Source organism: Arthrobacter tecti (genome assembly GCF_054511355.1).
In genome coordinates, this window is sequence record NZ_JBTNCT010000004.1 from 263,828 (window position 1) to 285,559 (window position 21,732).

Genomic DNA, 21,732 nt, shown 5'->3' on the forward strand with positions numbered 1-21,732 from the left:
CGGGAAGTCTGGTCGGCAGAGTTCTGTCCTGTCTTCTGAAGGAGCCACACGTGTCAAACGAACATCGCTCTGCGCCCAGGCGCGCATTCAGCCGGTCCAGCTGGCTGGAGTACCAGCGAATCAGCGAGATCCTTCGTAAGGAAACCGTTGGCGGGATCCTGCTGATCATCGCCGCAGTGCTTGCGCTTATCTGGGCGAACTCACCTCTCTCGGACGGCTACTTCGCTCTTCGTGACTTCGAATTCGGGTATGAGCCCTGGCACCTGAAGCTTTCCGTTGGCCACTGGGCCTCGGACGGACTGCTGGCGATCTTCTTCTTCTTGGTGGGCCTCGAGCTCAAACGCGAATTCGTGGCCGGTGATCTGCGCAGTCCGGCCAGGGCGATCGTTCCGGTGGCAGCAGCCGTGGGCGGCGTAGTTGTCCCGGCACTGATCTATGTTCTGGTGAACCTAAGCTCCCCGGAAACCCTGCGCGGTTGGGCTATTCCCACCGCGACGGACATCGCATTTGCGGTGGCGGTCCTCGCTGTGATCAGCTCCCACCTGCCCAGCGCTTTGCGCATCTTCCTGCTGACGCTTGCCGTGGTGGATGACCTGATTGCGATCGCCATCATCGCGTTCGTCTATACGGCAGATGTCGACTTCACTTTCCTGCTGTTGACGCTGATTCCGCTGGCGCTTTTCGCGTTCCTTGCACAGAAGAACCCGAAGTTCTTCGGGAAGAAAACTCCGGCCGCGTGGATCATCCTGCTTCCGATCGGCTTCATCACGTGGGCCCTGATGCATGCATCGGGTGTTCACGCGACAGTTGCCGGCGTGCTGCTCGGCTTCATGATTCCGGTGCTGCGCAAAGGCAAGGGTGGAAAGCCTGTGCAGCCAACGGCCAACAAGCCGGGCCTTGCCGAGACTTTCGAGCACCGGTTTCGTCCGCTGTCCGCCGGAATCGCGGTTCCGATTTTCGCGTTCTTCTCGGCCGGCGTGACCATCGGCGGGCTCGACGGCCTGGTCGCAGCCTTCGGCGACCCTGTCACCATCGGCATCGTGCTGGGCCTCGTCCTCGGAAAACCGATCGGCATTCTGCTGACCACCTGGGCCGTCACCAAAACCAGCAGGGCAACGCTTGACCCGGACCTGAAATGGATCGACCTTCTGGGAGTAGGCGTGCTCGCGGGAGTCGGGTTCACCGTCTCTCTTTTGGTCAACGAGCTGAGTTTCGGCGAAGGATCGGAGCACACGGAGAATGCCAAGGTCGCGATCCTCGGAGCCTCCCTTATCGCCGCACTGATCGCCGCAGTAATTCTGCGCTCCCGCAACAAGCACTACCGGACAGTAGTGGAGGCGGAGAAGGTAGACGCCGACGACGACGGCGTCCCAGATCTCTTCGAAGACAATCCTCCCCGCCGCTAGGGGCTCGCGAATCGAGTCAGTAGGAATCGCTACCTTCCCGCGGATTTCCAGTTATTTCTGCTGACTCGATTCTGGCCAACCGGCAATCAGCGGTTGGCCGCGAGTACCGCTTCCTCCAGCGCCACCCAGGCGAGCATCGCGCACTTCACGCGCGCCGGGAACCGGGATACCCCGGCGAAAGCCGCTGCATCGCCAAGCAGTTCTTCGTCAACCGGTGCTGCGCCGCGGGAGCGCATCAACTCCCTGAACCTGTCGAGCTGATCCATCACCTCGTCGCGCGTGCACCCGGTGACGAGTTCGGTGAGCACGGACGCCGATGCCATCGAGATGGCGCAGCCGGCTCCGTCCCACGCCACAGACTGCACACGCGAGCCCGAGATCCAGACCCGTAACGTCAACTCGTCGCCGCACACCGGGTTGAGCTGGTGTGACTGGGCTGTCGCGACGTCGCTGCCGTCGTCGTCCGGAGTCCTGTGCTCGCCAAGGCCCTGCCCCACACGGCGTCGGGCGTGGTCCAGGATAATCTGCTGGTACAGCGATTCGAGGCTGCCGTTCACCGCACTACCCCGAAGTATGAACGCACCTCGGCCACGGCGGCGAGGAACGCATCGATCTCCTCGGTAGTGGTGTAGAGGTACGTGCTTGCCCGGGTGGAAGCGGTCAGCCCAAGCCTGCGGTGAAGCGGCTGCGCGCAGTGGTGGCCTACCCTCGCAGCTATGCCCCGTGAATCCAGGAACTGGCCGACGTCGTGAGCGTGCACGCCGTCGACGTCGAACGCCGCAAGGCCGATGCGCTCACGACCGGCACCCGGTCCCAGCACGCGGACACCGTCGATCGCCTCCAATCCCTCGACCAGTCTCTCCCCCAACACGGATCCCCGCTCCGCAATGCGCCCCATCCCCGTCTCAGCGAGATAGTTGACCGCGGATTCCAGGGCGATTGCCTGCGAGATGCGCTGCGTCCCGGCTTCGAAGCGCGCGGGCGGCGGCAGGTAGTCAGACTGTTCCATGGTGACGGTTGTGATCATTGATCCTCCCGTGAGGAAGGGAGGTAGGGCGGACAGGTGGTCCGAACGTCCGTACAGGACACCGATTCCTGTGGGGCCCAGCATCTTGTGCCCGGAGAAGACCATGAAGTCTACATCGAGTGCATCCACGTCGACCGGGAGGTGCGGTACGGACTGGCAGGCGTCGAGGACGGTCAGCGCGCCCACCGCCCGCGCAAGACCAACCAGCTCAGCCACGGGAGTGAGGGTGCCCAACACGTTGGAAACGTGGGTGAAGGCAAGCACCTTCGTCGAGCCGTCGACGACGGCGGTTGCCCGCTCGAGGAGGAGGCCGCCGTCGTCGTCGGTGGGTATGTATCGAATGTCGGCTCCCGTACGCTCGGCCAGCTCCTGCCAGGGCACCAGGTTCGCGTGGTGCTCCAACTCGGTGACCACGATCGAGTCTCCCGGTCCAAGCGCGTAGGGGCGCGCCGCGTCACCGCCGCGCCCAAGCGACGCGTTGGACAGTGAGTACGCAACGAGGTTGAGCGCCTCCGTGGCGTTGGAGGTGAAGACAACCTCTTCGGGGTTTGCGCCGATGAACGAGGCGACGGTGGACCGGGCGCCCTCGTAGGATTCGGTGGCCGCCACCGCAAGCGCGTGCGCTCCGCGATGCACGGCTGCGTTTCGCTGCTCGTAATACTCCTGCTCCGCTTCCATCACACTCACCGGGTTCTGCGAGGTGGCACCGGAATCCAGATAGACCAGCGGGTGGCCGTTCAGCTCGGTGGCAAGCAGGGGGAAGTCGTTCCGGATGCGAAGCACTTCATCCTCCGACAGCGGAGACGACGGGGCTGACGCGTTGGGCATGGCACTCCCTCAATGCACGAATGGGCGCTACTCACTCTACCGAAGCCACTGCCGGGCGGTGCCCGTTCGCCATGAAGGAGCCGACGACGGCTGGGGACGAGCCTTGGTCTCAAAGGCTTCGACGTCGCCGGCTCCACTGACAACTCTAGGAGGGTACACGGCCTCGGACACGAGTACCCGGTACCCGATTTTCGGGCCTTGACCGCCCGCTGTGTACTCAGCCGGTACTCGTTGTCTCGCCGCCGCTGGGCAGTTCTTCCCGCCTGGTGATACCAAGCTTGGCGAAGATGCGGTAGAGATGCCCCTCCACGGTGCGCACCGAGACGCCCTGTTCAAGGGCGATGTCACGGTTGGTGTAGCCGTTCGCGGCAAGCCGCGCGATGTCCTGCTCCCGTTGCGTGAGTTTCGAAGTGGAATGTACCTGACTGAACTGCGGGCTCTGCAGGCCCTCAAGCTGGGCGACAATCTGGTTGAGCTGCTGCTGGATGGAACGGGACCGGTGTTCCTCCCCGCGCTGCGACAGGAACTTCACTGCCTTGCCGAGGCATTCGGCGGCGATGAGGAGGTAGCCCGCGGACTGAGCCAGCCTTGCTGCCTCCACCAGGCCGCCCGGGTCGCGGAGGGCAGCGGACTTCGCCATGGCGGAAATGACCGCACCCTCAGGGCCTTCGAAGTTCGCGGTGAGACGCGCGAGTTGGTCGAAGCACCGTTCGTCACCCAGACGTGCGGACAGCTCCAGCGTGAGCGCAGCCAGTACGTCCATTCCGTCACCCTCGGCCCGCGCCGCGACGACCCGCAGCTCCTCGATGCTCTTGGCGGCCCCCTGAAACAGGGCATTCGCTGCGATTACATGAATCTTTCCGATGAGCCGTGCCTGCTTGGTGCCGTTGCCCTCGCCGGCCGCGAAGTCCGCCGCGTACGTCCGGGCACGTGTGGTGTCGCCGACCATTGCGCAGGCGAAGGCTGCAAGACCAAGCGCCACCGGCATCATTTGGTTCGGGTCCGACTCCCGCAAACCTTCAACCGCGAGGATCAGGCTTGTGCGGGCCGTGCGCATCAGGCCCTTCCGCAGCGAGATCAGGCCCTGGGCGATCTCGTTCATTCCACTGAACGGGGACGGACCACCGGGTTTGGACCGGACGAAACGCTCCAGAAGTTCTTCGATGTCATCCCAGCACCCGGCATGAGCCAGTGAGAGGAAGTGCCGGGTGACAACGAATTCCCAGTGGGCAACGAACTGGTGGCCGTGGGATGCAATGATCTGCAGCGCTTCGGTGGTGGCGCTTGCTCCTTCGATCCCCCTGCCGGTTGAGCCCAGCGCCTCCCCCAGCAGTGTCAGGCCGGCAAGCCGAACCTCATCGGTACAGTATTGATCCGAGAGAATGCCCCGAAGCAGCGTTTCTGCCTCTGCGAACCTGCCCTCGTAATTCAGTGCGAACCCTTCCAGGATCCGGTAGCCGTTCCTGGACACGGCGGCGCCGATCAGCATCTCGGGGATGTCCGGGGAACCAGCAGCGATCTGCTCCACGATTCGCTGCCAGCGGGCCGCGTCGGTGCGGATGGCTTCGGCAGGGTTGCTGCCACGGACATGCAGCGCGACGGACAACAGTGAAGCGTCCTTGGCGAGAAGGAAACTGGTGCACTGTTCGAGCACTTCATCGACGATTTCGCGGGCATACGGCAGGTTCCCACGCATCATCTGCGCTCTTGCGATTTCGACCAACGCGCTTCCGCGGAGGTCGGGAGTGTGGACTGCCCGGGCGGCGCGAAGGGCGAAATCGGCGTCATAGAGACGGTTGGCGACGACGGCGGCGCGCAACAGTGTCTTGTCATCCGGCGGCAGTCCACAGTCCAGGCCCCAACCCACGAAACGCAGGAAGCCGTCCGCTGAACTCGACTGTTTGTCCAGCAGGTTCAGCACCTGTCTTCGGATCGCGAGGCTGCGCCCAGCGGGCACATCGTGACGGATGACCTCTCCATAGAGCGGATGGCTGAGGCTCGCAACCCGTTCACGTCCACGGGAAACGGTGATCAACCCATCCTCGTGCAGGGTGGCCACTGCCTGCCGGTCGGTGCATTGCACAAGTGCGTCGAAGGGCATGGGTTCGGCAAGGGAAAGGGTCTCAAGGACCGCGATCTCCTCGGACGAGCGGCGCCGAAACCGGCTCTTGATGAGGTCAACGAGGCTGAGATCAAGCGGCGGCGCGTGACCGACCAGACGCCAGACCTTATTGCGCACCCCGAGATAGCCTGAGCGTTTGCCCTGGCGCAACAGCGCCAGGAGGAACATCGGATTACCTCCGGATGTGGCGCCAAGCGTGCTGCTGACGCTTGCGAGCACGTCACCGCCCAGTTCCCGTTCGCACAGCTCGTGGACTTCGTCAGCCGTCAAAGGCTGTACCTCGTACCGGTTCAGCAGGCCGTCCTGCCAGAGCGATCCGAGTTCCGACATGGGACCGGGGGTGGTCCGGGAAAGTGCAAGGATCCGCGCACGCCGTCCGGTCACCAGTTGGGAGAGCAGGACGCTGGTGCTGTCGTCCAGCTCATGCGAATCATCGACGAGGAATAGCGGCGTCAACTCATCGCCGTTGGTGCTCGTCTCCAGATGCGCCATGATACTGCGGTACACGGCGACGGAGGACCCGACGTCGTTGATCGACAGGGTCCGCAGATACGGCGAGAGGGCGCCGAAGGGAACCTTGCGCAGTGACGGGCTGGCCGAGATAGGCAGGACAGCCGCGTTGCCGTCCAGCTGCCGTGCCACCGAGTGTGCAAGAGCCGTCTTTCCCACGCCGGCATCGCCCACCAAAATTGCGCCAAGATACTGCGTACCGGAGATCGCCGCTGTTACTTCTTCGATCAGATCGCTACGGCCAACCAGATCCTGCCCACCATCAGAATACTCAGCCATTGACCCGCTACTCCAACAGCAGAGCCAGCTGGCTGCGCGATGACACCCCAAGCTTTGAATAGAGCCGGTAAACGTGACCCTCGATAGTCCGCACTGAAACACACATGACCTGAGCTATATCACGATTGCTGCGTCCCTGTGCCACCAGCACCGCAATACTGCGTTCACGTTCCGTCAATGAGTCGAGCGCTCGCCTACGTCCGGCCACACCAGGAGCACCGACGTTGCGCAGTACCTTCTCCGCTTCCGTGACCGTGACGTGGTCGCCCTGCTCCTCGGCGAGCCGCGCCGCCAACCGGGCGGCATCGGAACCGAGGCGGTAATTTCCGATCTCGGACGCCTTCTGCGCTGCCTGGAGCAATTGGTGAACGTCTTTGGACGCAATGCCCTTGCCGTAAAGCGCGCAGACCTCGGCAAACGGGCCCTGAACGGCGAGCGCAGAGGACACTACGCGGTCGGCCACATCCTCGAGACCGAGCTGCATGCTCTGGCACAGGAACATCAGTTCGTGCCCATGGTTGCCGATGGCACGGTCCTCGTCTGCGAGCTTGAGCATGCGTTGGGCTACCTCGACCGGCGAATCTGTTGCCGTGGAAGCGAGGGCAGAGAAGTAATCGACAGCGCGGGCGGCGTGCCATGGGAGCCGTTCGGGTTGATGGCGGGCTCGGAGCAGGTGCTCCTGGGTGGCCCGAACCTCGCCCACCAGCGCATACGCGTAGGCTGTGGCTGCTTCCGCGAGCGGCAGGATCTGATGGCGATCGCGCGTGCGAAGCTGGCTGAGTGCGGGAAGGAGTTTGTCGAGGGCTTCAGTTCCCCTCCCGGAGTATGCGAGCAGGCACCCTTCAGCAAATTCGGAAGCGGACCCGTCATAGGCGGAGTCCTTGACAGGCTGATCCTGGGAGGTGAGCATGCCGAGGCACTCCTGCCAGCGTCCCGAGAGCACCAGTAGTTTGAAGACCCTTGCCATCGCCTGCTCATGCAGCAGCGGATCCTTGGTGGTATCCAACAACCGTGACAGGACGGAGGATGCAAGGCGAAGCGCATCATCCTGTCGACCGGTCATTGCAAGCGCCTCCGCCAGCCAACCGAGCAATTCGGAATCGTGCTGGTCTGCGTGGAAGTCGTGCAGGTCGGTGTGTTCCTCAATGATCTCGGCGTAGCGTCCGTTGTACACCGCGAGCTCGGCTGCGAGCACATCGACCTTCTGAACCGCGTCCGCCATGTCTGCCGCTGCTGCTGCTTCGATACTGAGCCGGAGCCGGATATCCTCGAAGGTGGGCTCAGCTTCGAGGTACCGCACGGGACTGCGGACCAGGAGACGGCACTGCAGTGAACGGACATCGATCCATTCCTCCACCGAATGGGCCGCACCGCTTCCGAGGAACTGCTCGAGGGTTCGCAGGCCGCCTGCGATGTCGCCGTCGATACCCAGCGCGCGCGCTTTCTCGATGACCGCCCGTGCCATCGATGCGTGTCCCGGGACGGCGTGTACAAAGCGCAGCGCCAGTGTCCCTTCGAAGTGCCTGTTCGCTAGACCCGCCGCGTCGATGAGGCTTTCATCGTCGATGTCTGCACCGCAATCAAGGCACCAGGAGGCGTAGGTCATCCGAGCCAGCGCAGGCATGTCCCAGTGGCGGGATTCTGCTGCCAATGCATGCAGCAGTTCCCTGCCGCGGCCGAGCGGAACCTGCGCCCGGACCACCTCGCTGACCAGTCCGTTGGCCACCCGCACGAGCGGCAGATCACCGTGTTCCAGCTGCAGGATCTTCTTCTGCTGGAGTGCATCTACCGGCCCGGAAGACACGAAGCGCAGGAGCAGTTCGTGCGGTATCACGCTCACCACCGAAACAAGCTCCAGCACCTCCCGCTCCTCCGGGGAGAGCCGGCGGAGACGGACCATGATCCAGTCGGACACCGAGCGCCGGGTTTTCGGCGCCGCGCTGGGCTTCGTTACCCAGACGCCGTCACGTTCGAGCATTTCGCCGGAGTCCACCTGTTCGCGGGTCAACGCCTGTAGGAACAGCGGATTGCCGCCTGTCGTGTGCCACATGCTGGCAGCGACGGACCGCGAAACCGGCGCATCGAGCGCCGCGGACAGGAGCCTTGTGGTCGAGGCCAGTCCCAGGGGGCCGACGTCCACGCGGCGCAGGGCGCCGTCTTTCCAGAGATCGCAGAACTCCTCCGGTGAGGCGTCGATGCTCTGGCAGATTGCGATCAGTTTCACTGCGCCGACCCGCACCAGGTGGCTGATCGCCATGGACGAGGACGGGTCCAGATCCTCCAGGTTGTCGGCGAGGATCAATGTCTGGCGTCCGTCTTCCCTGCGCTCATATAGTTCCTGCAGGCCGCGCAGGAGCATGAGCGGGTTGTCAACGATCGCATCGTCGAGATCGCTCAAGACAAAGCTGAGCGCCCCATAGGGCATTTTCGCAGCCAGTGCCGAACCCCGGACGTAGACCAGTTCGAAGGAGTCATCCAGGCCCCGCGCGGTGCGCTGGGCGAGCACAGTCTTACCGACTCCCGACTGGCCGCTTATGATCACGCCGTTGCAGCCGACGTCAAGCAGTGCGTCGCGTACGTCCTTCAGCTCGCCGTCACGTCCGACCAGGGGCCATTCCCCATGGACGTTCAACATCGCTTCGTACCGGCAACTTGCCCGTCCTCACCTGGTGGCGCAACGGTAGTAGCCCACAGAGCCGACAGATCCTTGTCGACACTGGACATAACACAATTTCTCATCGAGTCCGCCCCAACACGTCTTGCGCTAGGCCCTAAGACTACGCCGGAATGTGTTATAGCGCACCCACTTTCAGGACGTCGTGAACAACGACGGCGGCGGGCAGCTGTCCGGCCTTCCTGGAAGGCAGCGGCGGCCCAGGCCTTCCGCCGGTGGGGAAGCACAAAAAAGGGACCGACGTTGGGATGGGGGTGGCCCAGTCTCAGAGGCCGCCCAACGTCGGCCCCCGCTTTTGGGGCCATCAGGCCGAGCGATTCCATCCGGTATTACCGGTTGTGAACCGCTCCACTTAGTTTATCGCTATTTGCCCGCGGAGTGAAACTTCTGCTGGGCCGTAAGCAGACCGTCCCGCACGAGGCTTTCAACGGCGTCGGCAGCCTCCTCGAGCAGGATCGGAAGCTCCTTCTTCTCCGTGCTGCTGAAGTCGCGAAGCACATAATCAGCCGCTTCCTGCCTGCCGGGCGGACGACCGACGCCAACCCGGATCCGGACATAGTCCTTGGTGCCCAGCGCCGTGGAGATGTCCCGCAGGCCGTTGTGCCCGCCTTCCCCGCCGCCGATCTTGATTTTGATCGTGCTGAAGGGGATATCAATCTCGTCGTGCACCGCAATGATGTTCGCCGGGACTATTCCATAGAAGCGGGAGAGAGCCGACACAGGCCCGCCGGTCAGGTTCATGTACGTGAGCGGCTTGGCGAGGACCAGGCGCGGCCCGCCTATGCCGAGGCGGCCTTCGAGCACGACGGCGCGTGCCTTGGACGTGCCGAATCTACCCCCCAGTCTGCCGCCCAGCACATCGAGGACCATCTGGCCCACATTGTGCCGGTTACCGCTGTAGCCGGGCCCGGGGTTACCGAGCCCGGCTACAAGCCAGGTGTTATCAGACAAAGAGATGGGTGCTTAGGACTCTTCGGTGGCCGGAACCACGTCACCGGTAGCTTCCTCAGCGGTGGCATCGCCGCCGTCAGAGTCAACGCCGGTCTCGGTTGCGGTTTCGCCGAGGTCTTCAACAACCGGTGAGGATACGTTGATGATCAACGTCTCTCCATCGGTGAGCAGGGTGGTGCCCTTGGGCAGGCGGATGTCCGAGGCGTACACGTGGTCGCCTACACCGTGGCCGTCGAGGTTGACGGTCAGGGACTCGGGCAGGTGGGTGGCGTCAGCCTCGACCGTAACGGTGGTCTGCTCAAGGTTGGTGACGACGCCCGGCTTCGGCTCGCCCTCGACGTGGATGTTGACCTCCACCTGGACCTTTTCGCCGCTGCGGACGGTCAGCAGGTCAATGTGCTCGACGATCTGCTTGATGGGGTTGCGCTGGATGTCCTTGGCGAGGGCGAGGTGCGATTCGCCGTCTACGTCAATGCTGAGGAGCGCATTGGAGTGGCGGACTGCCAGGGTGGTGGCCTTAGCCGGGAGCAGTACGTGGATGGGATCAGCGCCGTGGCCGTAGATGACTGCGGGGATCTTGTTTGCGCGGCGGGCCTGGCGTGCAGCGCCCTTGCCGAAATCGGTGCGCAATTCCGCGGGGAGTTTCTGCTCGGACATGATGTCTCCTGAGGTTCTGGAATGGGTGGTCTTGCGGACGTACCGAGGAAAAAGCAACGGGTCCGGCACCATCCACCCGGTAACGTCTTCACAGACGCGAACTCAGGGAAAGCGGCCAGCCACCGTCGATCACGGAGCAAGCTGTAGTCCACGTAAGGACATACTCCAGGCTGCTCCCTCGCCTAGGCATCGGAAGTCAATGTTACAGCAACCCTGCGCGCAACCTTGAATCACTTTGTTGGCCGGGCGGGCGGAGACCGTCGCTGGACCCGCTCAGGAGTGGCCGTCGAAGAGACTGGTGACTGAGCCGTCGTCGAACACCTCTCGGATAGCGCGGGCAATCAGCGGCGCGATCGAGAGGACGGTCAGTTGGGGGAAGCGCTTTTCCGGGCCGATGGGCAGTGTGTTGGTTACCACCACTTCCCTTGCGCCCGACTCCGCCAGGCGGCGGGCAGCGGGATCGGAGAACACTGCGTGCGTTGCGGCGATGATGACGTCCCTGGCACCCGCGTTCTTCAGCACGTTCACGGCGCCCGAAATTGTTCCGCCGGTGTCGATCATGTCATCGATCAGGACGCAGGTGCGCCCTTCGATCTGGCCGACCACGGTCTTCGAGACAGCCTGGTTCGGCACAGTGAGGTCCCGGCTCTTGTGCACGAAAGCCAGCGGCGCACCGCCGAGCCGCTCCGCCCACTGTTCGGCCACCCGCACGCGGCCGGTATCCGGGGAGACAACCGTGATGTTCTCTGCGTCCACGCGGGTCCGGATGTAGTCCGCCAGCAGCGGGATGGCCATGAGGTGGTCCACCGGTCCGTCAAAGAATCCTTGGATCTGCGCCGTGTGGAGGTCAACCGACATCAGGCGGTCGGCGCCGGCCGTGCGATAGAGGTCAGCAACGAGGCGGGCAGAAATGGGCTCACGCCCACGGCCCTTCTTGTCCTGGCGCGCGTAGGGGTAGAACGGCGATACGACGGTGATGCGCTTGGCGGACGCACGCTTGAGCGAATCGACCATGATCAGCTGTTCCATGAGCCAGTTGTTCAGCGGTGCCGGGTGGGCCTGGATGACGAAGACGTCGGTTCCCCGGACGCTTTCACCCGAACGGACGTAGATCTCTCCGTTAGCGAAGTCATAGGCGGACACAGGCAGGAGCTCGGTCTCCAGCACCGCCGCTATTTCCTCAGCCAGCTCCGGGTGCGCCCTTCCCGTGGCGAGGACCAGCTTCTTCTCGCCGCGTGCGGTGATCTCGCTCATGAACGGTTGCTCTCTTCCGTGGATGTGTCGGTGGTGTGTGCGCGTGTGGCTGCCTCGGCGGCGGCAGTGCCCTGCCTCTTCTGTTGCACCCAGTCTTCAGTGTTCCGCTGCGGTGCCACGCTGATGGCGAGGGCTCCGGGTGGTACGTCTTTCCGGACAACCGCACCTGCGCCCGTATAGGCGCCGTCGCCTACCGTGACCGGTGCTACGAACACCGTGTTGGAACTGGTGCGTACCTCACTGCCGATGATGGTGCGGTGTTTGTTGACGCCGTCGTAATTCGCTGTGATGTTGCCGCACCCGATGTTGGTGTTCTCACCGATCTCGGCGTCGCCGGCGTACCCGAGGTGCGAGAGCTTCGACCCCCGGCCGATCGTGACGTTCTTGGTCTCGTAAAAGGCGCCGATCTTGCCGCTCTCCCCGAGAACCGTTCCCGGACGGAGGTAGGTGAACGGACCCACGGAGGCGCCCGCGCCGATCCGGGCGCCGCTGCCATGCGTGCGCACCACCTTCGCGCCCTCTTCGATGACGACATCGGTCAGGGTGCAGTCCGGCCCGACGACGGCGTCGCGCGCTACCTGAGTGGTGCCGTGCAACTGCGTGCCGGGCAGGAGCGTCACGTCCTCCTCCAGCTCGACACCGACATCGATCCAGGTGCTGGCCGGGTCCACGATTGTCACTCCTGCGCGCATCCAGCGCTGGAGTGTGCGCCGGTTGAGTTCGGCACCCAGCGCGGCCAGTTGTATGCGGTCATTGGCACCCTCCACCTGCCAGCGGTCCGCGGAGATCACAGCGGCAACCCTGCCGCCGATCTCCCTGGCCACGGCGGGCACGTCGGTGAGGTACATCTCGCCCTGGGCGTTGTTGATATCGACGCGCGTGAGGCTCTCCCGAAGCACGGCGGCGTCGAATGCGTAGATCCCCGAATTGATCTCGGTGATGGCGTGCTGCGCTTCGGTGGCGTCCTTGTGCTCCACAATTCCGGTAACCGTGCCGTCCTCCGCCCGGACAATGCGCCCGTAGCCTGTGGCGTCCTCAAGCACGGCGGTCAGGATGGTGACGGCGTTGCCGCCGTGTTCATGGACCCGCACCAGATCCTGGAGCGTGGCGGTGTCCAACAGGGGCACATCGCCGTAGGTGACGACGACTGTCCCTTCGACCCTGTGCCGGGCGTCGAGGACTTCGAGGGCAACCTGCACCGCACGTCCGGTGCCGGGCACCTCATCCTGGTCCACGATGAGCGCTCCCGCATCCAGTTCCAGGATGTGCGCAGCCACACTGTCACGCTCGTGGCGGACGACTACGGCGAGCTCCCGCGGCGCGAGGCCACGGGCTGCCGCCAGTGCGTGCCCAACCATGGATGCGCCGCCGATGCGGTGGAGGATTTTCGGGGTCCGGGATTTCATCCGTGTCCCGGCTCCGGCTGCCAGAACTATCACTGCTGCAGGCGCTGATACCGCCTGCACGGGCTCGTTCTCGTGGCTCACGAAGAGGGCCGCTCCTTGCCTGAGTTGTACGCCTGCTGGCCTGCTGGGAAAACTGCTCGCTGCAATCCTATCCGGGGCAGGACAACCGCCGTTCCGCCCATAGGATTCGAACCTATACTCCACAGCTCCAAAGGCTGGGGTGCTGCCGTTACACCAGGGCGGACCGCGCGGAACCACAACCGAACACTGAAAGCGCCCGCGCGACTATCTAGTCTGCCATGACGGGGCTCGTTCCTGCGAGTTGCCTCCGCCGCCCGGGACGTAGCCCCACGCCCGCCCTGCGTACGATGAATCCATGACTTCCCGCACAGAGCCTACCGAGAGTGTTGTGCGGCTTCGGATGACCGGGCCGCAGCGCCGGGCGCAACTGATCGACGTTGCGCGTGGACTGTTTGCCCTTCGCGGACTGGACGGCACAACGATCGAGGAGATAGCGCAGGCCGCCGGGGTTTCCAAGCCTGTGGTCTACGAGCACTTCGGCAGCAAGGAGGCCCTGTACACGCAGGTGGTCGATGTCGAGTTCCACATCCTCCTCCGCAGCGTTTCGACGGCTTTGGGTGGAAAGGCGAGTTCCCGGGAGCTCCTGGAACGGGCGGCTCTGGCACTGCTGGACTACATCGAGAACAGCACCGAAGGCTTCCGCATCCTCATGCGCGATGCGCCCCCGTCACAACCCGAGGGCGCTTTCTCGACCCTGCTGTCCAACATCGCCGCCCGCGTGGAGCACATCATGGTGGACGAGTTCGAGCGCCGTGGCTTCAACCCGCGTGACGGCGCCATCTATGCCCAGATGCTTGTGGGAATGGTTGCGATGACCGGGCAATGGTGGCTTGATGAGCGAAGCCCGGACAAGAAGGAAGTTGCCGCCCATCTGGTGAACCTCGCCTGGAACGGTTTGCGCGGACTGTCCACGGAACCGGTCCTGAAGGTCGACGAGTAGCCGCAGGGCTCATCCGTGCGCCGGCCGTGAACGTTACTCCCCGAGGACCTCCGCCGCCGCCAGCCACTGTTCCTCCAGCGCCTCCTGCTCGGACTGGAGTTCGCGCAGCTTCGCGTCCAGCCCGGCCATTTTCCCGAAGTCGATTGCCGACCGGCTTCCCGCTTCGCTCATCTGCTCGTTGATCTTCTCGATCTGCGAACCGGTCTTCGTCATCTGCCGCTCGATACGGGTGAGGTCCTTCCGGGCCTGCCGGGTCTCCTCCGGCGACGGACCACCCGGACCGGGCGCCGTCGTCGTGCCGTTGGTGCCGTTCGATTGGCCCGCAAGCGGTGTCCCGCTCATTCCACCGCTCGCAGCACCGCGGCGCAGTTGGAGGTACTGGTCGACGCCTCCGGGCAGGCCGGCGATCTTCCCGTCGCCGAGCAGCGCCAGCTGGGAGTCGGTCACCCGCTCAAGCAGGTACCGGTCGTGGGAAACCACCACCAGCGTGCCCGGCCAGCCGTCGAGGACATCCTCGACGGCGGCGAGGGTGTCGGTGTCGAGGTCGTTGGTGGGTTCATCGAGCATGAGCACGTTCGGCTCCCCCACGAGCAGGCGCAGCAGCTGCAGGCGGCGCCGTTCACCTCCGGAGAGGTCCCCGACCGGGGTCCACTGGCGCTGGTTGGTGAACCCGAGCTGCTCAACGAGCTGACTCGCCGAGACCTCCTTCCCGCCGACCGAGAGCACCCGCTTCTCCTGTTCGATCACCTCGGTGACACGCAGGTGGTTGACGTCGTCGAGCTCACGGACCTCCTGGGACAGGATCGCGGTCTGTACCGTCTTTCCCCTCTTCACCCGGCCCGACGACGGCGCCACCTCGCCGTTCAGCAACCGCAACAGGGTGGTCTTGCCGGCACCGTTGACACCGACGATTCCGAGTCGCTGACCGGGCGCCAGCCGCAGGGTGACCGACCGGAACAGTTCCTTCTCCCCCAGCTCCAGGGACACGTTTTCGAGGTCCAGGACATCCTTGCCGAGCCGTGCTGTTGCCAGCTTGCTCAGGGCCAGGGAGTCACGAGGCTCGGGAACGTCGGCGATCAGGGCGTTCGCCGCTTCGATCCGGAACTTCGGCTTCGAGGTGCGGGCGGGGGCACCTCGCCGCAGCCACGCAAGTTCCTTCTTCACCAGCTGCTGGCGCTTGCCTTCGACGACGGCAGCCATCCGGTCGCGCTCGGCGCGGGCCAGTACGTAGGCTGCGTAGCCGCCGTCGAAACCATCAATGATGCCGTCGTGGACTTCCCACGTGCGGGTGGAAATTTCGTCGAGGAACCAGCGGTCGTGGGTGACTACGAGAAGCCCGCCCTCGGTGGGACGCCAGCGCTGCTTGAGGTGTTCGGCGAGCCAGGCGACCCCCTCGACGTCGAGGTGGTTGGTGGGCTCGTCGAGCATGATGACGTCGTCGTTGCCGATGAGCAGTTTCGCGAGGGCAACCCTGCGCTTCTGTCCGCCGGAGAGGGAGGAGATCCGCGCGTGCCAGTCGACCTCCGCCACGAGTCCGCCCATGACGTCGCGGATCTTGGGGTTGGACGCCCATTCGTGGTCTGCCTGGTCGCCGACGATCGCGGCGCCGACGTCGAGGTCGCCGTCGAGGACGTCGTTCTGGTCGAGGTAGCCGACGGTGACGTCGCGGCGTTTGGTGACCCGGCCGTCGTCGGGCGTGCTGCGCTGGGCGAGCAGGCGCATCAGGGTTGACTTGCCGTCACCGTTCCGGCCGACCATCCCGATGCGGTCGCCCTCCTCAAGTCCGAGGGTGACGCCGTCCAGGACCGTGCGGGTAGCAAAGGTGACGCTGATGTTTTCAGCACCGAGCAGATGGGCCAACGTGAGTACTGCTTTCGTTTGGGATCTTGGGTCAGTTGTGAACTTCTCAGGCGATGTAGTCGCTGACAATCCTCGCACCATGTGCCGGGCCGGAAACAAGCTCCGTGGAGAGTCCGGTACTCGCCAGGAGCGCATCAATCGTCTCGCCGTGATCCGCAGACTCAGCGAGGAAGGCAACTGTGGGACCGGAACCCGAGACGATACCGGCGAGCGCACCGGCCTCCTTGCCGGCATCTAGCACGTCCTGCAGTCCCGGAGCGAGCTCCAGCGCTGCATCCTGGAGGTCATTGTGCAGAAGCCCGGCGAGCGCATGGGCATCCCCCGCCCGCATGGCGCCCAGTACTTGCGGGTCAATCTCCGGCAACTCGGGTGGATCGTGACCAGCCGCGAGGCGCAGGTCATCCAGCGTCCGGTAGACAGCCGGCGTGGACAGTCCAAATGGCGAGGTGACAAGGACCCAGTGCAACGGCGTCTTGGAAATTGCCGGTGTGAGCTGCTCGCCCACGCCGAGCCCGACGGCGGTGCCGCCGATGAGTGCGAACGGCACGTCCGCGCCGAGATCCACGGCGATCTTCGCGAGTTCGTCACGGGAGAATCCACTGTTCCACAGGGCGTCACAGGCCAGCAGTGCCGCTGCGGCGTCGGCGGAGCCGCCTCCCATTCCGCCCGCGATCGGGACCCGCTTGGTGATGTTGAGATGAACGCCGGTGGAGTTTTCACTGAGCTCAGCGAGCAGGGATGCCGCCTGCGCGGCGAGGTTACTGCTGTCGAGGGGAATCTCCGCCATGGGGAGGTTGAGGCTGCCCTGGCCGTCGACTGTGACGGTTATGCCGGGTTCGTCGGTGACCGTGGCCGTGATCTCCTCGAACAGAGACACTGCGAGGTACACGCTGGCAACGCTGTGGTAGCCGTCTTCACGCGGCGGTCCGACGCGCAAGGACACATTGATCTTGCCGGGCGCCTTTACGCGCACGGCGCGCGGTCCGGTTCCACGTATCCCTGCCGTTCTGCCAGCCACCATGGTTTCCAACTTAGATCACGCGTGCATCATTTGCGCAGTCGCGTCGTGTTCTGGAGCTGCCCCGGCTTGTCCATCCCTCAGGCGAGGGGCAGCTGCTTCGACTCGGCGATGCGGGCAAAGCCGTGGATGTCGAGCACTTCGCCCCGCGCCGTTGGGTCAATGCCCGCACGAAGCAGCGCATCTTCGGCGTGAGTTGCCCCACCAGCCCACCCTGCGAGGGCAGCCCGGAGGGTTTTCCTGCGCTGGGCAAACGCGGCGTCGATGACGGCGAATACTTCTTCGCGGGATGCGGTGGTTGCCGGAGGCTCGTGCCGTTCAAAGGCCACCAGACCGGACGCGATCTTCGGTGCAGGCCAGAAGACGTTCATTCCGACGACGCCCGCCTTGCGCATGGTGCCGTACCAGGCAGCCTTGACGCTCGGGACGCCGTAGACCTTCGACCCGGGAGGAGCGGCTAGGCGGTCGGCTACCTCATCCTGCACCATGACAAGGCCGTGGCGCAGGGACGGGAAGCGGGCAAGCAGGTGCAGCACAACGGGCACGGCCACGTTGTAGGGCAGGTTCGCGACGAGTGCGGACGGCTCGACGGGCAGCTCGGTCACGCGGAGGGCATCGGCCAGAACCACGTCGCAGGAGCCGGCCTTCCCGGGCCGCAACCGCGCAATGGTTTCCGGCAGCCGCCCGGCAAGGACCGGATCGATCTCCACCGCCACAACGTGGCGTGCGGCATCCAGCAGCCCCAGCGTCAGGGAGCCGAGACCGGGACCGACCTCGAGTACGGTCTCCCCCGGGTCAATGTGTGCAGCGGCAACGATACGGCGGATGGTATTGCCGTCTATGACGAAGTTCTGCCCGAGGGTTTTGGTTGGACGAATTCCCAACTCATCGGCCAGCCGCCGGATCTCCGTGGCTCCGAGCAGCGGGGCTGCCGGAGACTGGCTCTTGTCATTCACCTAGCAATCGTAACGGGACAGGCGGCAGCACTTCGTCCCGCGGCAGATGCGGAACCATTGCGGGCTATCTCAAGCTATCTCAGGCCGAGCTTCGCCGAGCAGGAGGGCCAATGTCCCCAGCCGCCATTCTGCTTCAGCACCTCGGCGGTGGCAATCTGCTCGGCCGGTGATGCCAGGTGCGGCAGCGGAGCGTACTGCCCCCCTCCTGCTCCGATCCAGCTCGATTCGCTGAACTGCAGGCCGCCGTAGTAGCCGTTCCCGCTGTTGATGGACCAGTTGCCGCCGGACTCGCACTGGGCCAGGGCCTGCCATGCGCCGCCCGCCGGTGCAGGTCCCGGCGCCGGCTCGCCGGCGGGCTCAGCCGGCTCAGCCGGTTCGGTAACAGGTTCGGGTTCCTCGCCCGTGCCGGTCGCGATGATTTCGCTCACTGGTTCCCGGGTTACCAACTCGTTGAGGAGTTCCCGTTTGGTTTCCCTGCCATCGATCACGGTGACCGAGAAAACCTTGGTCCTCTCACCGGATGCACCCGCCTGCAGGATTTCCTGCTCGCCCGCCAGCAGCTCGTCTGTCTCTTCCTCGGTGCTGGAGAAATCTATGGGCTCGGTCTCGGTGACCTGCTTGTCTGTTTCGACGCGGGTGACCTTCAGGCCCATCCCGGTGACGAGGGAGCTGGTGACCGGCACGGAGACCCGGTCTTCGCCGCCGAGCGTGATACCCGCTTCGGCCAGCAGCTCCTCGACGGTGTGGACTGTGGTTTCCAGGTTTCGTCGCTCGCCGTCGACCGCGATCGTCACAGACTTCGGCGTCGAGATGCTCAGGGTGGAACTCAGCGTCGTCAGCCTGGTCTCGGTAGAGGCCGAAATCACGGAAGTACGCGCGACACCAAGCTCATCCACCAGTTCACCGACCGTGTCGCCGGTGGTATGGACAACCGTTTCGGCTCCATTGAGGGTCACGTCCACCGCGGTGGCTTTGTTGACCTGGATCGCGGCGCCGTCGTCGACTTCGCTGGTCAGTGCGGGAACCACCAGGTCATTCGCGGTGACGGTGACGTTCGCGGCGTCGAGCACCTCCGAAACCGTGCCGCCGAACGTCTGGACAACGCGCGCATCGCCGTCGATGACCACCTGGACGCTCTTGCCGTTGCCTACGAAGGCCACCAGCCCTACCACGAGGCTCGTCATGACCATTCCCTGCCCGGCAAGCACAGCCCAGGCTTTCGCATCCCTCTTCGCCACAAAGTCCCACATTCCGCGTTGTATCCGGGCACGGGGAAATGGCGCTCACAGAAACCGCGCATGGAAGTGCGCAGCCAGGAGTGCACAGGCAATGAACGACGGCGGAAGGGCCACCGGCGCGCGCCAAGACCCACAGATGCCAAGTGGCATCATGCGGCTAATGCGCAACAGGAAGCCCATCCGCGTTGGACGGTATCAGTCCGAAAGCCTTCCCCGACCCCGGCTAATAACAGCCCACCGTAACCGAACCGTGACCGGAGGGCAAACCCCGGTACCGGACCTCCGCAGCCGAAGCGCACGGCGTCGATCAATCCCATTCCCCATAGGCGCGGCGGGTGTTCGCATTGATGGTCCTGCAGAGTTCCTCCAGGTCAGCGCCCAGATGTTCGGCCATGAAGCGCACCGTATAGGGCACCGCATAGCTGGCGTTGGGCTGGCCGCGGAAGGGATGCGGGGTGAGAAATGGCGCGTCCGTCTCGGTGAGGATCAGGGACGGGTCGGCAATCTCCAGCGCCTCGCGCAGCGCGCCGGCGTTCTTGAAGGTGACGGTGCCGGAGAAGGACATGAACCAGCCGTTGTCGTTGCAGATCCGGGCAAAGTCCGCGTCTCCGGAGAAGCAGTGCAGCACCACACGGTCAGGCGTCCCTTCCGTGCGAAGGACGGAGACGACGTCGTCGTGCGCGTCCCTGTCGTGAATCTGCACGGCCAGGCCAAGACGCTTTGCAATGTCCAGGTGCCGCCGGAAGGAGTACTGCTGCCGCTCGATGCCCTCGGCAGGCGTCCGGAAATAGTCCAGCCCGGTTTCGCCTATCGCCCGGATCCGCGGATTGTGCGCGAGTTCCTCGATCTCGGCGAGCGCGTCCTCCAGGAAACCCCCTGCGGCCAGAACGGGTGCCTCATTGGGGTGGATCGCCACCGCGCCGAGCAGGCGGTGGTCCCTGTCCACGGCGTCGACCGTGAAGCGGGAGGACTCAAGGTCGGTTCCCACCTGGACTGCGAACCCGACGCCGACCGCCTCCGCGGCGTCCATGGCGTCGGCGGCACTCACGGCCACCTGGCCATCACGGAAATCAAGGTGCGTGTGGTTGTCCATGACCGGGAAAGGCAGCGGAACAGGAGCCGGCGGATAGTCCAGTTTCCGGCTCCGTCCAGCGGACTCCGGAGCCCTGGAACGGGCGCCCGGCGCTTCGGCCGCCGCTGCCTCGATGGGCCGGTACTGAACTGGAATCTGGGTGGTGGTGCACATGGTTTACAGCGTATCGGCAAGGTCCGGCGTAGCGCGGCGAAGGCCTCGGTGCAGGTCCAACCCCAGACAAAGCTTGTAGCGTTCCCCCTCCTGCCGGAACTTTCCGGGACGAACCCCAGTTGTCCTAGTAATCTGTAGGTAGTCACTTGCCGCTGCGCAGGTTTGTGTTCACGCTGATGTGTTTCGCTACGGGTGGACCAAACTTCTTCGGCGACGAATACGGAAGGTATCCATGGACGCCCACAATCAGTACGCCACCCCGAACGGCAGCACGGCGCCCGCAGCGGACACCGCTCGTGCGCCGATGACCGGTGAGGTGTTCCACGACACCAGTTCGCGGATTCTGGACTCGATCAACACCGTCATCGACGGCAAGCCCGACGCCGCCCGATTAGCGCTCACCGTCCTCCTCGCCCAGGGTCACCTGTTGCTGGAAGACGTGCCGGGAGTCGGCAAGACCATGCTCGCAAAAACGCTGGCGAGGACGATCGACTGCAGTGTCAACAGGATCCAGTTCACCCCGGACCTTCTGCCCTCGGATGTGACGGGCGTGTCCATCTACAACCAGGACTCGCACCGCTTCGAGTTCCGGCGCGGTCCCGTTTTCGCCAATATCGTCATCGGAGACGAGATCAACAGGGCGTCCGCGAAGACACAGTCCGCATTGCTCGAGTGCATGGAGGAGCACCAGGTCACCGTCGACGGCGATTCCTATCACCTCGCGGAACCCTTTATGGTCATCGCAACCCAGAATCCCATCGAGATGGAGGGCACCTATCCGTTGCCCGAGGCCCAGCGCGACAGGTTCATGGCGCGGATCTCCATGGGTTATCCGGATATCAGCTCCGAGATGGAGATGCTGGAGACCCACCAGTCCGTGTCTCCGCTTGAATCAGTCCGCGCAGTGGCGGATGTGGCTGATGTATCGGCCATGATTGCCCAGGTCCGGCAGGTGTATGTCTCCCCCGCTGTGAAGGAGTACACGGTGGGCATCGGGCATGCCACGCGCGAGCACGCCCAACTACGGCTGGGCGCGAGCCCGCGCGGCCTCCTCCAACTCCTTCGCGCCGCGAAGGCCGGTGCTGCGCTGGAGGGCCGGGACTTCGTCCTTCCCGATGACGTCAGCGCCGTTGCCGAGGCTGTCCTGGCACACCGGCTCATCCTGGACCGCAAGGCGCTGAGCGCGGGCGAGACGCCGTCGTCGATCATCGCCGGCATCCTCGCCCGGGTACCCGTGGCGCGGGACGCCCTCAGCGCCTCATCCCGGAACGGCTAGCAC

At 64.5% G+C, this 21,732-nt stretch carries 16 protein-coding genes and 1 tRNA gene; 3 read left to right on the forward strand and 14 right to left on the reverse strand.

Features of this window, described 5'->3' with window-relative positions; all coding sequences use genetic code 11:
- Positions 1 to 50: 50 nt before the first annotated feature.
- A complete protein-coding gene (gene nhaA, locus ACX80C_RS07580) occupies positions 51 to 1,406 on the forward strand; it encodes a Na+/H+ antiporter NhaA (RefSeq protein WP_459325810.1) in 1,356 nt (451 codons plus the stop codon).
- 86 nt (positions 1,407 to 1,492) lie between these two features.
- Here nhaA and sufU read toward each other — a convergent pair whose 3' ends face one another.
- The 9 genes from sufU to ACX80C_RS07625 all read right to left on the reverse strand — a co-directional run bounded on the left by sufU (position 1,493) and on the right by ACX80C_RS07625 (position 13,358).
- Positions 1,493 to 1,963, reverse strand: a complete 471-nt coding sequence (gene sufU, locus ACX80C_RS07585) for a Fe-S cluster assembly sulfur transfer protein SufU (RefSeq protein ID WP_459325812.1) — start codon at positions 1,961 to 1,963, stop codon at positions 1,493 to 1,495.
- Entirely contained in the window at positions 1,960 to 3,261 is a 1,302-nt protein-coding gene (locus tag ACX80C_RS07590; RefSeq protein WP_459325813.1) for an aminotransferase class V-fold PLP-dependent enzyme, read from the reverse strand. The genes sufU and ACX80C_RS07590 overlap by 4 nt, the downstream gene beginning before the upstream one ends.
- A 217-nt stretch (positions 3,262 to 3,478) precedes the next feature.
- Positions 3,479 to 6,172 carry a LuxR C-terminal-related transcriptional regulator gene (locus ACX80C_RS07595; RefSeq protein ID WP_459325815.1) on the reverse strand — a complete coding sequence of 898 codons (2,694 nt, stop codon included), beginning with the start codon at positions 6,170 to 6,172 and terminating at the stop codon, positions 3,479 to 3,481.
- 7 nt (positions 6,173 to 6,179) lie between these two features.
- A complete protein-coding gene (locus tag ACX80C_RS07600; RefSeq protein WP_459325817.1) occupies positions 6,180 to 8,807 on the reverse strand; it encodes a helix-turn-helix transcriptional regulator in 2,628 nt (875 codons plus the stop codon).
- A gap of 402 nt (positions 8,808 to 9,209) precedes the next feature.
- The gene (gene pth / locus ACX80C_RS07605) at positions 9,210 to 9,797 is read right to left on the reverse strand and encodes an aminoacyl-tRNA hydrolase (protein WP_459325819.1); all 588 of its coding nucleotides are present in this window, start codon (positions 9,795 to 9,797) and stop codon (positions 9,210 to 9,212) included.
- 12 nt (positions 9,798 to 9,809) lie between these two features.
- Positions 9,810 to 10,454: a 50S ribosomal protein L25/general stress protein Ctc gene (locus ACX80C_RS07610; protein WP_459325820.1), complete on the reverse strand. Its 645-nt coding sequence runs from the start codon at positions 10,452 to 10,454 to the stop codon at positions 9,810 to 9,812.
- A 273-nt stretch (positions 10,455 to 10,727) separates the two neighbouring features.
- Positions 10,728 to 11,708, reverse strand: coding sequence for a ribose-phosphate diphosphokinase (locus ACX80C_RS07615; RefSeq protein WP_459325822.1), 981 nt, complete (start codon positions 11,706 to 11,708; stop codon positions 10,728 to 10,730).
- A complete protein-coding gene (gene glmU / locus ACX80C_RS07620; RefSeq protein WP_459325823.1) occupies positions 11,705 to 13,195 on the reverse strand; it encodes a bifunctional UDP-N-acetylglucosamine diphosphorylase/glucosamine-1-phosphate N-acetyltransferase GlmU in 1,491 nt (496 codons plus the stop codon). The genes ACX80C_RS07615 and glmU overlap by 4 nt, the downstream gene beginning before the upstream one ends.
- A 91-nt stretch (positions 13,196 to 13,286) precedes the next feature.
- Positions 13,287 to 13,358 (reverse strand) — tRNA-Gln (locus ACX80C_RS07625).
- 132 nt (positions 13,359 to 13,490) lie between these two features.
- Here ACX80C_RS07625 and ACX80C_RS07630 point away from each other — a divergent pair.
- Entirely contained in the window at positions 13,491 to 14,135 is a 645-nt protein-coding gene (locus tag ACX80C_RS07630) for a TetR/AcrR family transcriptional regulator (protein WP_245192247.1), read from the forward strand.
- Positions 14,136 to 14,168: 33 nt separating this feature from the next.
- Here the strand turns inward: ACX80C_RS07630 and ACX80C_RS07635 are convergent, their stop codons facing one another.
- The 5 genes from ACX80C_RS07635 to ACX80C_RS07655 form a co-directional block, all read right to left on the reverse strand.
- Entirely contained in the window at positions 14,169 to 15,995 is a 1,827-nt protein-coding gene (locus tag ACX80C_RS07635; protein ID WP_459325826.1) for an ABC-F family ATP-binding cassette domain-containing protein, read from the reverse strand.
- 46 nt (positions 15,996 to 16,041) lie between these two features.
- Entirely contained in the window at positions 16,042 to 17,016 is a 975-nt protein-coding gene (locus ACX80C_RS07640; RefSeq protein WP_459325827.1) for a 4-(cytidine 5'-diphospho)-2-C-methyl-D-erythritol kinase, read from the reverse strand.
- A 77-nt stretch (positions 17,017 to 17,093) separates the two neighbouring features.
- Positions 17,094 to 17,969: a 16S rRNA (adenine(1518)-N(6)/adenine(1519)-N(6))-dimethyltransferase RsmA gene (gene rsmA / locus ACX80C_RS07645; RefSeq protein ID WP_459325828.1), complete on the reverse strand. Its 876-nt coding sequence runs from the start codon at positions 17,967 to 17,969 to the stop codon at positions 17,094 to 17,096.
- Between the two features lie 74 nt (positions 17,970 to 18,043).
- Positions 18,044 to 19,153: a transglycosylase family protein gene (locus tag ACX80C_RS07650; RefSeq protein ID WP_459325830.1), complete on the reverse strand. Its 1,110-nt coding sequence runs from the start codon at positions 19,151 to 19,153 to the stop codon at positions 18,044 to 18,046.
- A 361-nt stretch (positions 19,154 to 19,514) separates the two neighbouring features.
- A complete protein-coding gene (locus ACX80C_RS07655; protein ID WP_459325831.1) occupies positions 19,515 to 20,453 on the reverse strand; it encodes a TatD family hydrolase in 939 nt (312 codons plus the stop codon).
- Positions 20,454 to 20,685: 232 nt separating this feature from the next.
- Here ACX80C_RS07655 and ACX80C_RS07660 point away from each other — a divergent pair, with 232 nt between their 5' ends.
- Positions 20,686 to 21,729, forward strand: a complete 1,044-nt coding sequence (locus tag ACX80C_RS07660; RefSeq protein WP_459325832.1) for an AAA family ATPase — start codon at positions 20,686 to 20,688, stop codon at positions 21,727 to 21,729.
- Positions 21,730 to 21,732: the final 3 nt, after the last annotated feature.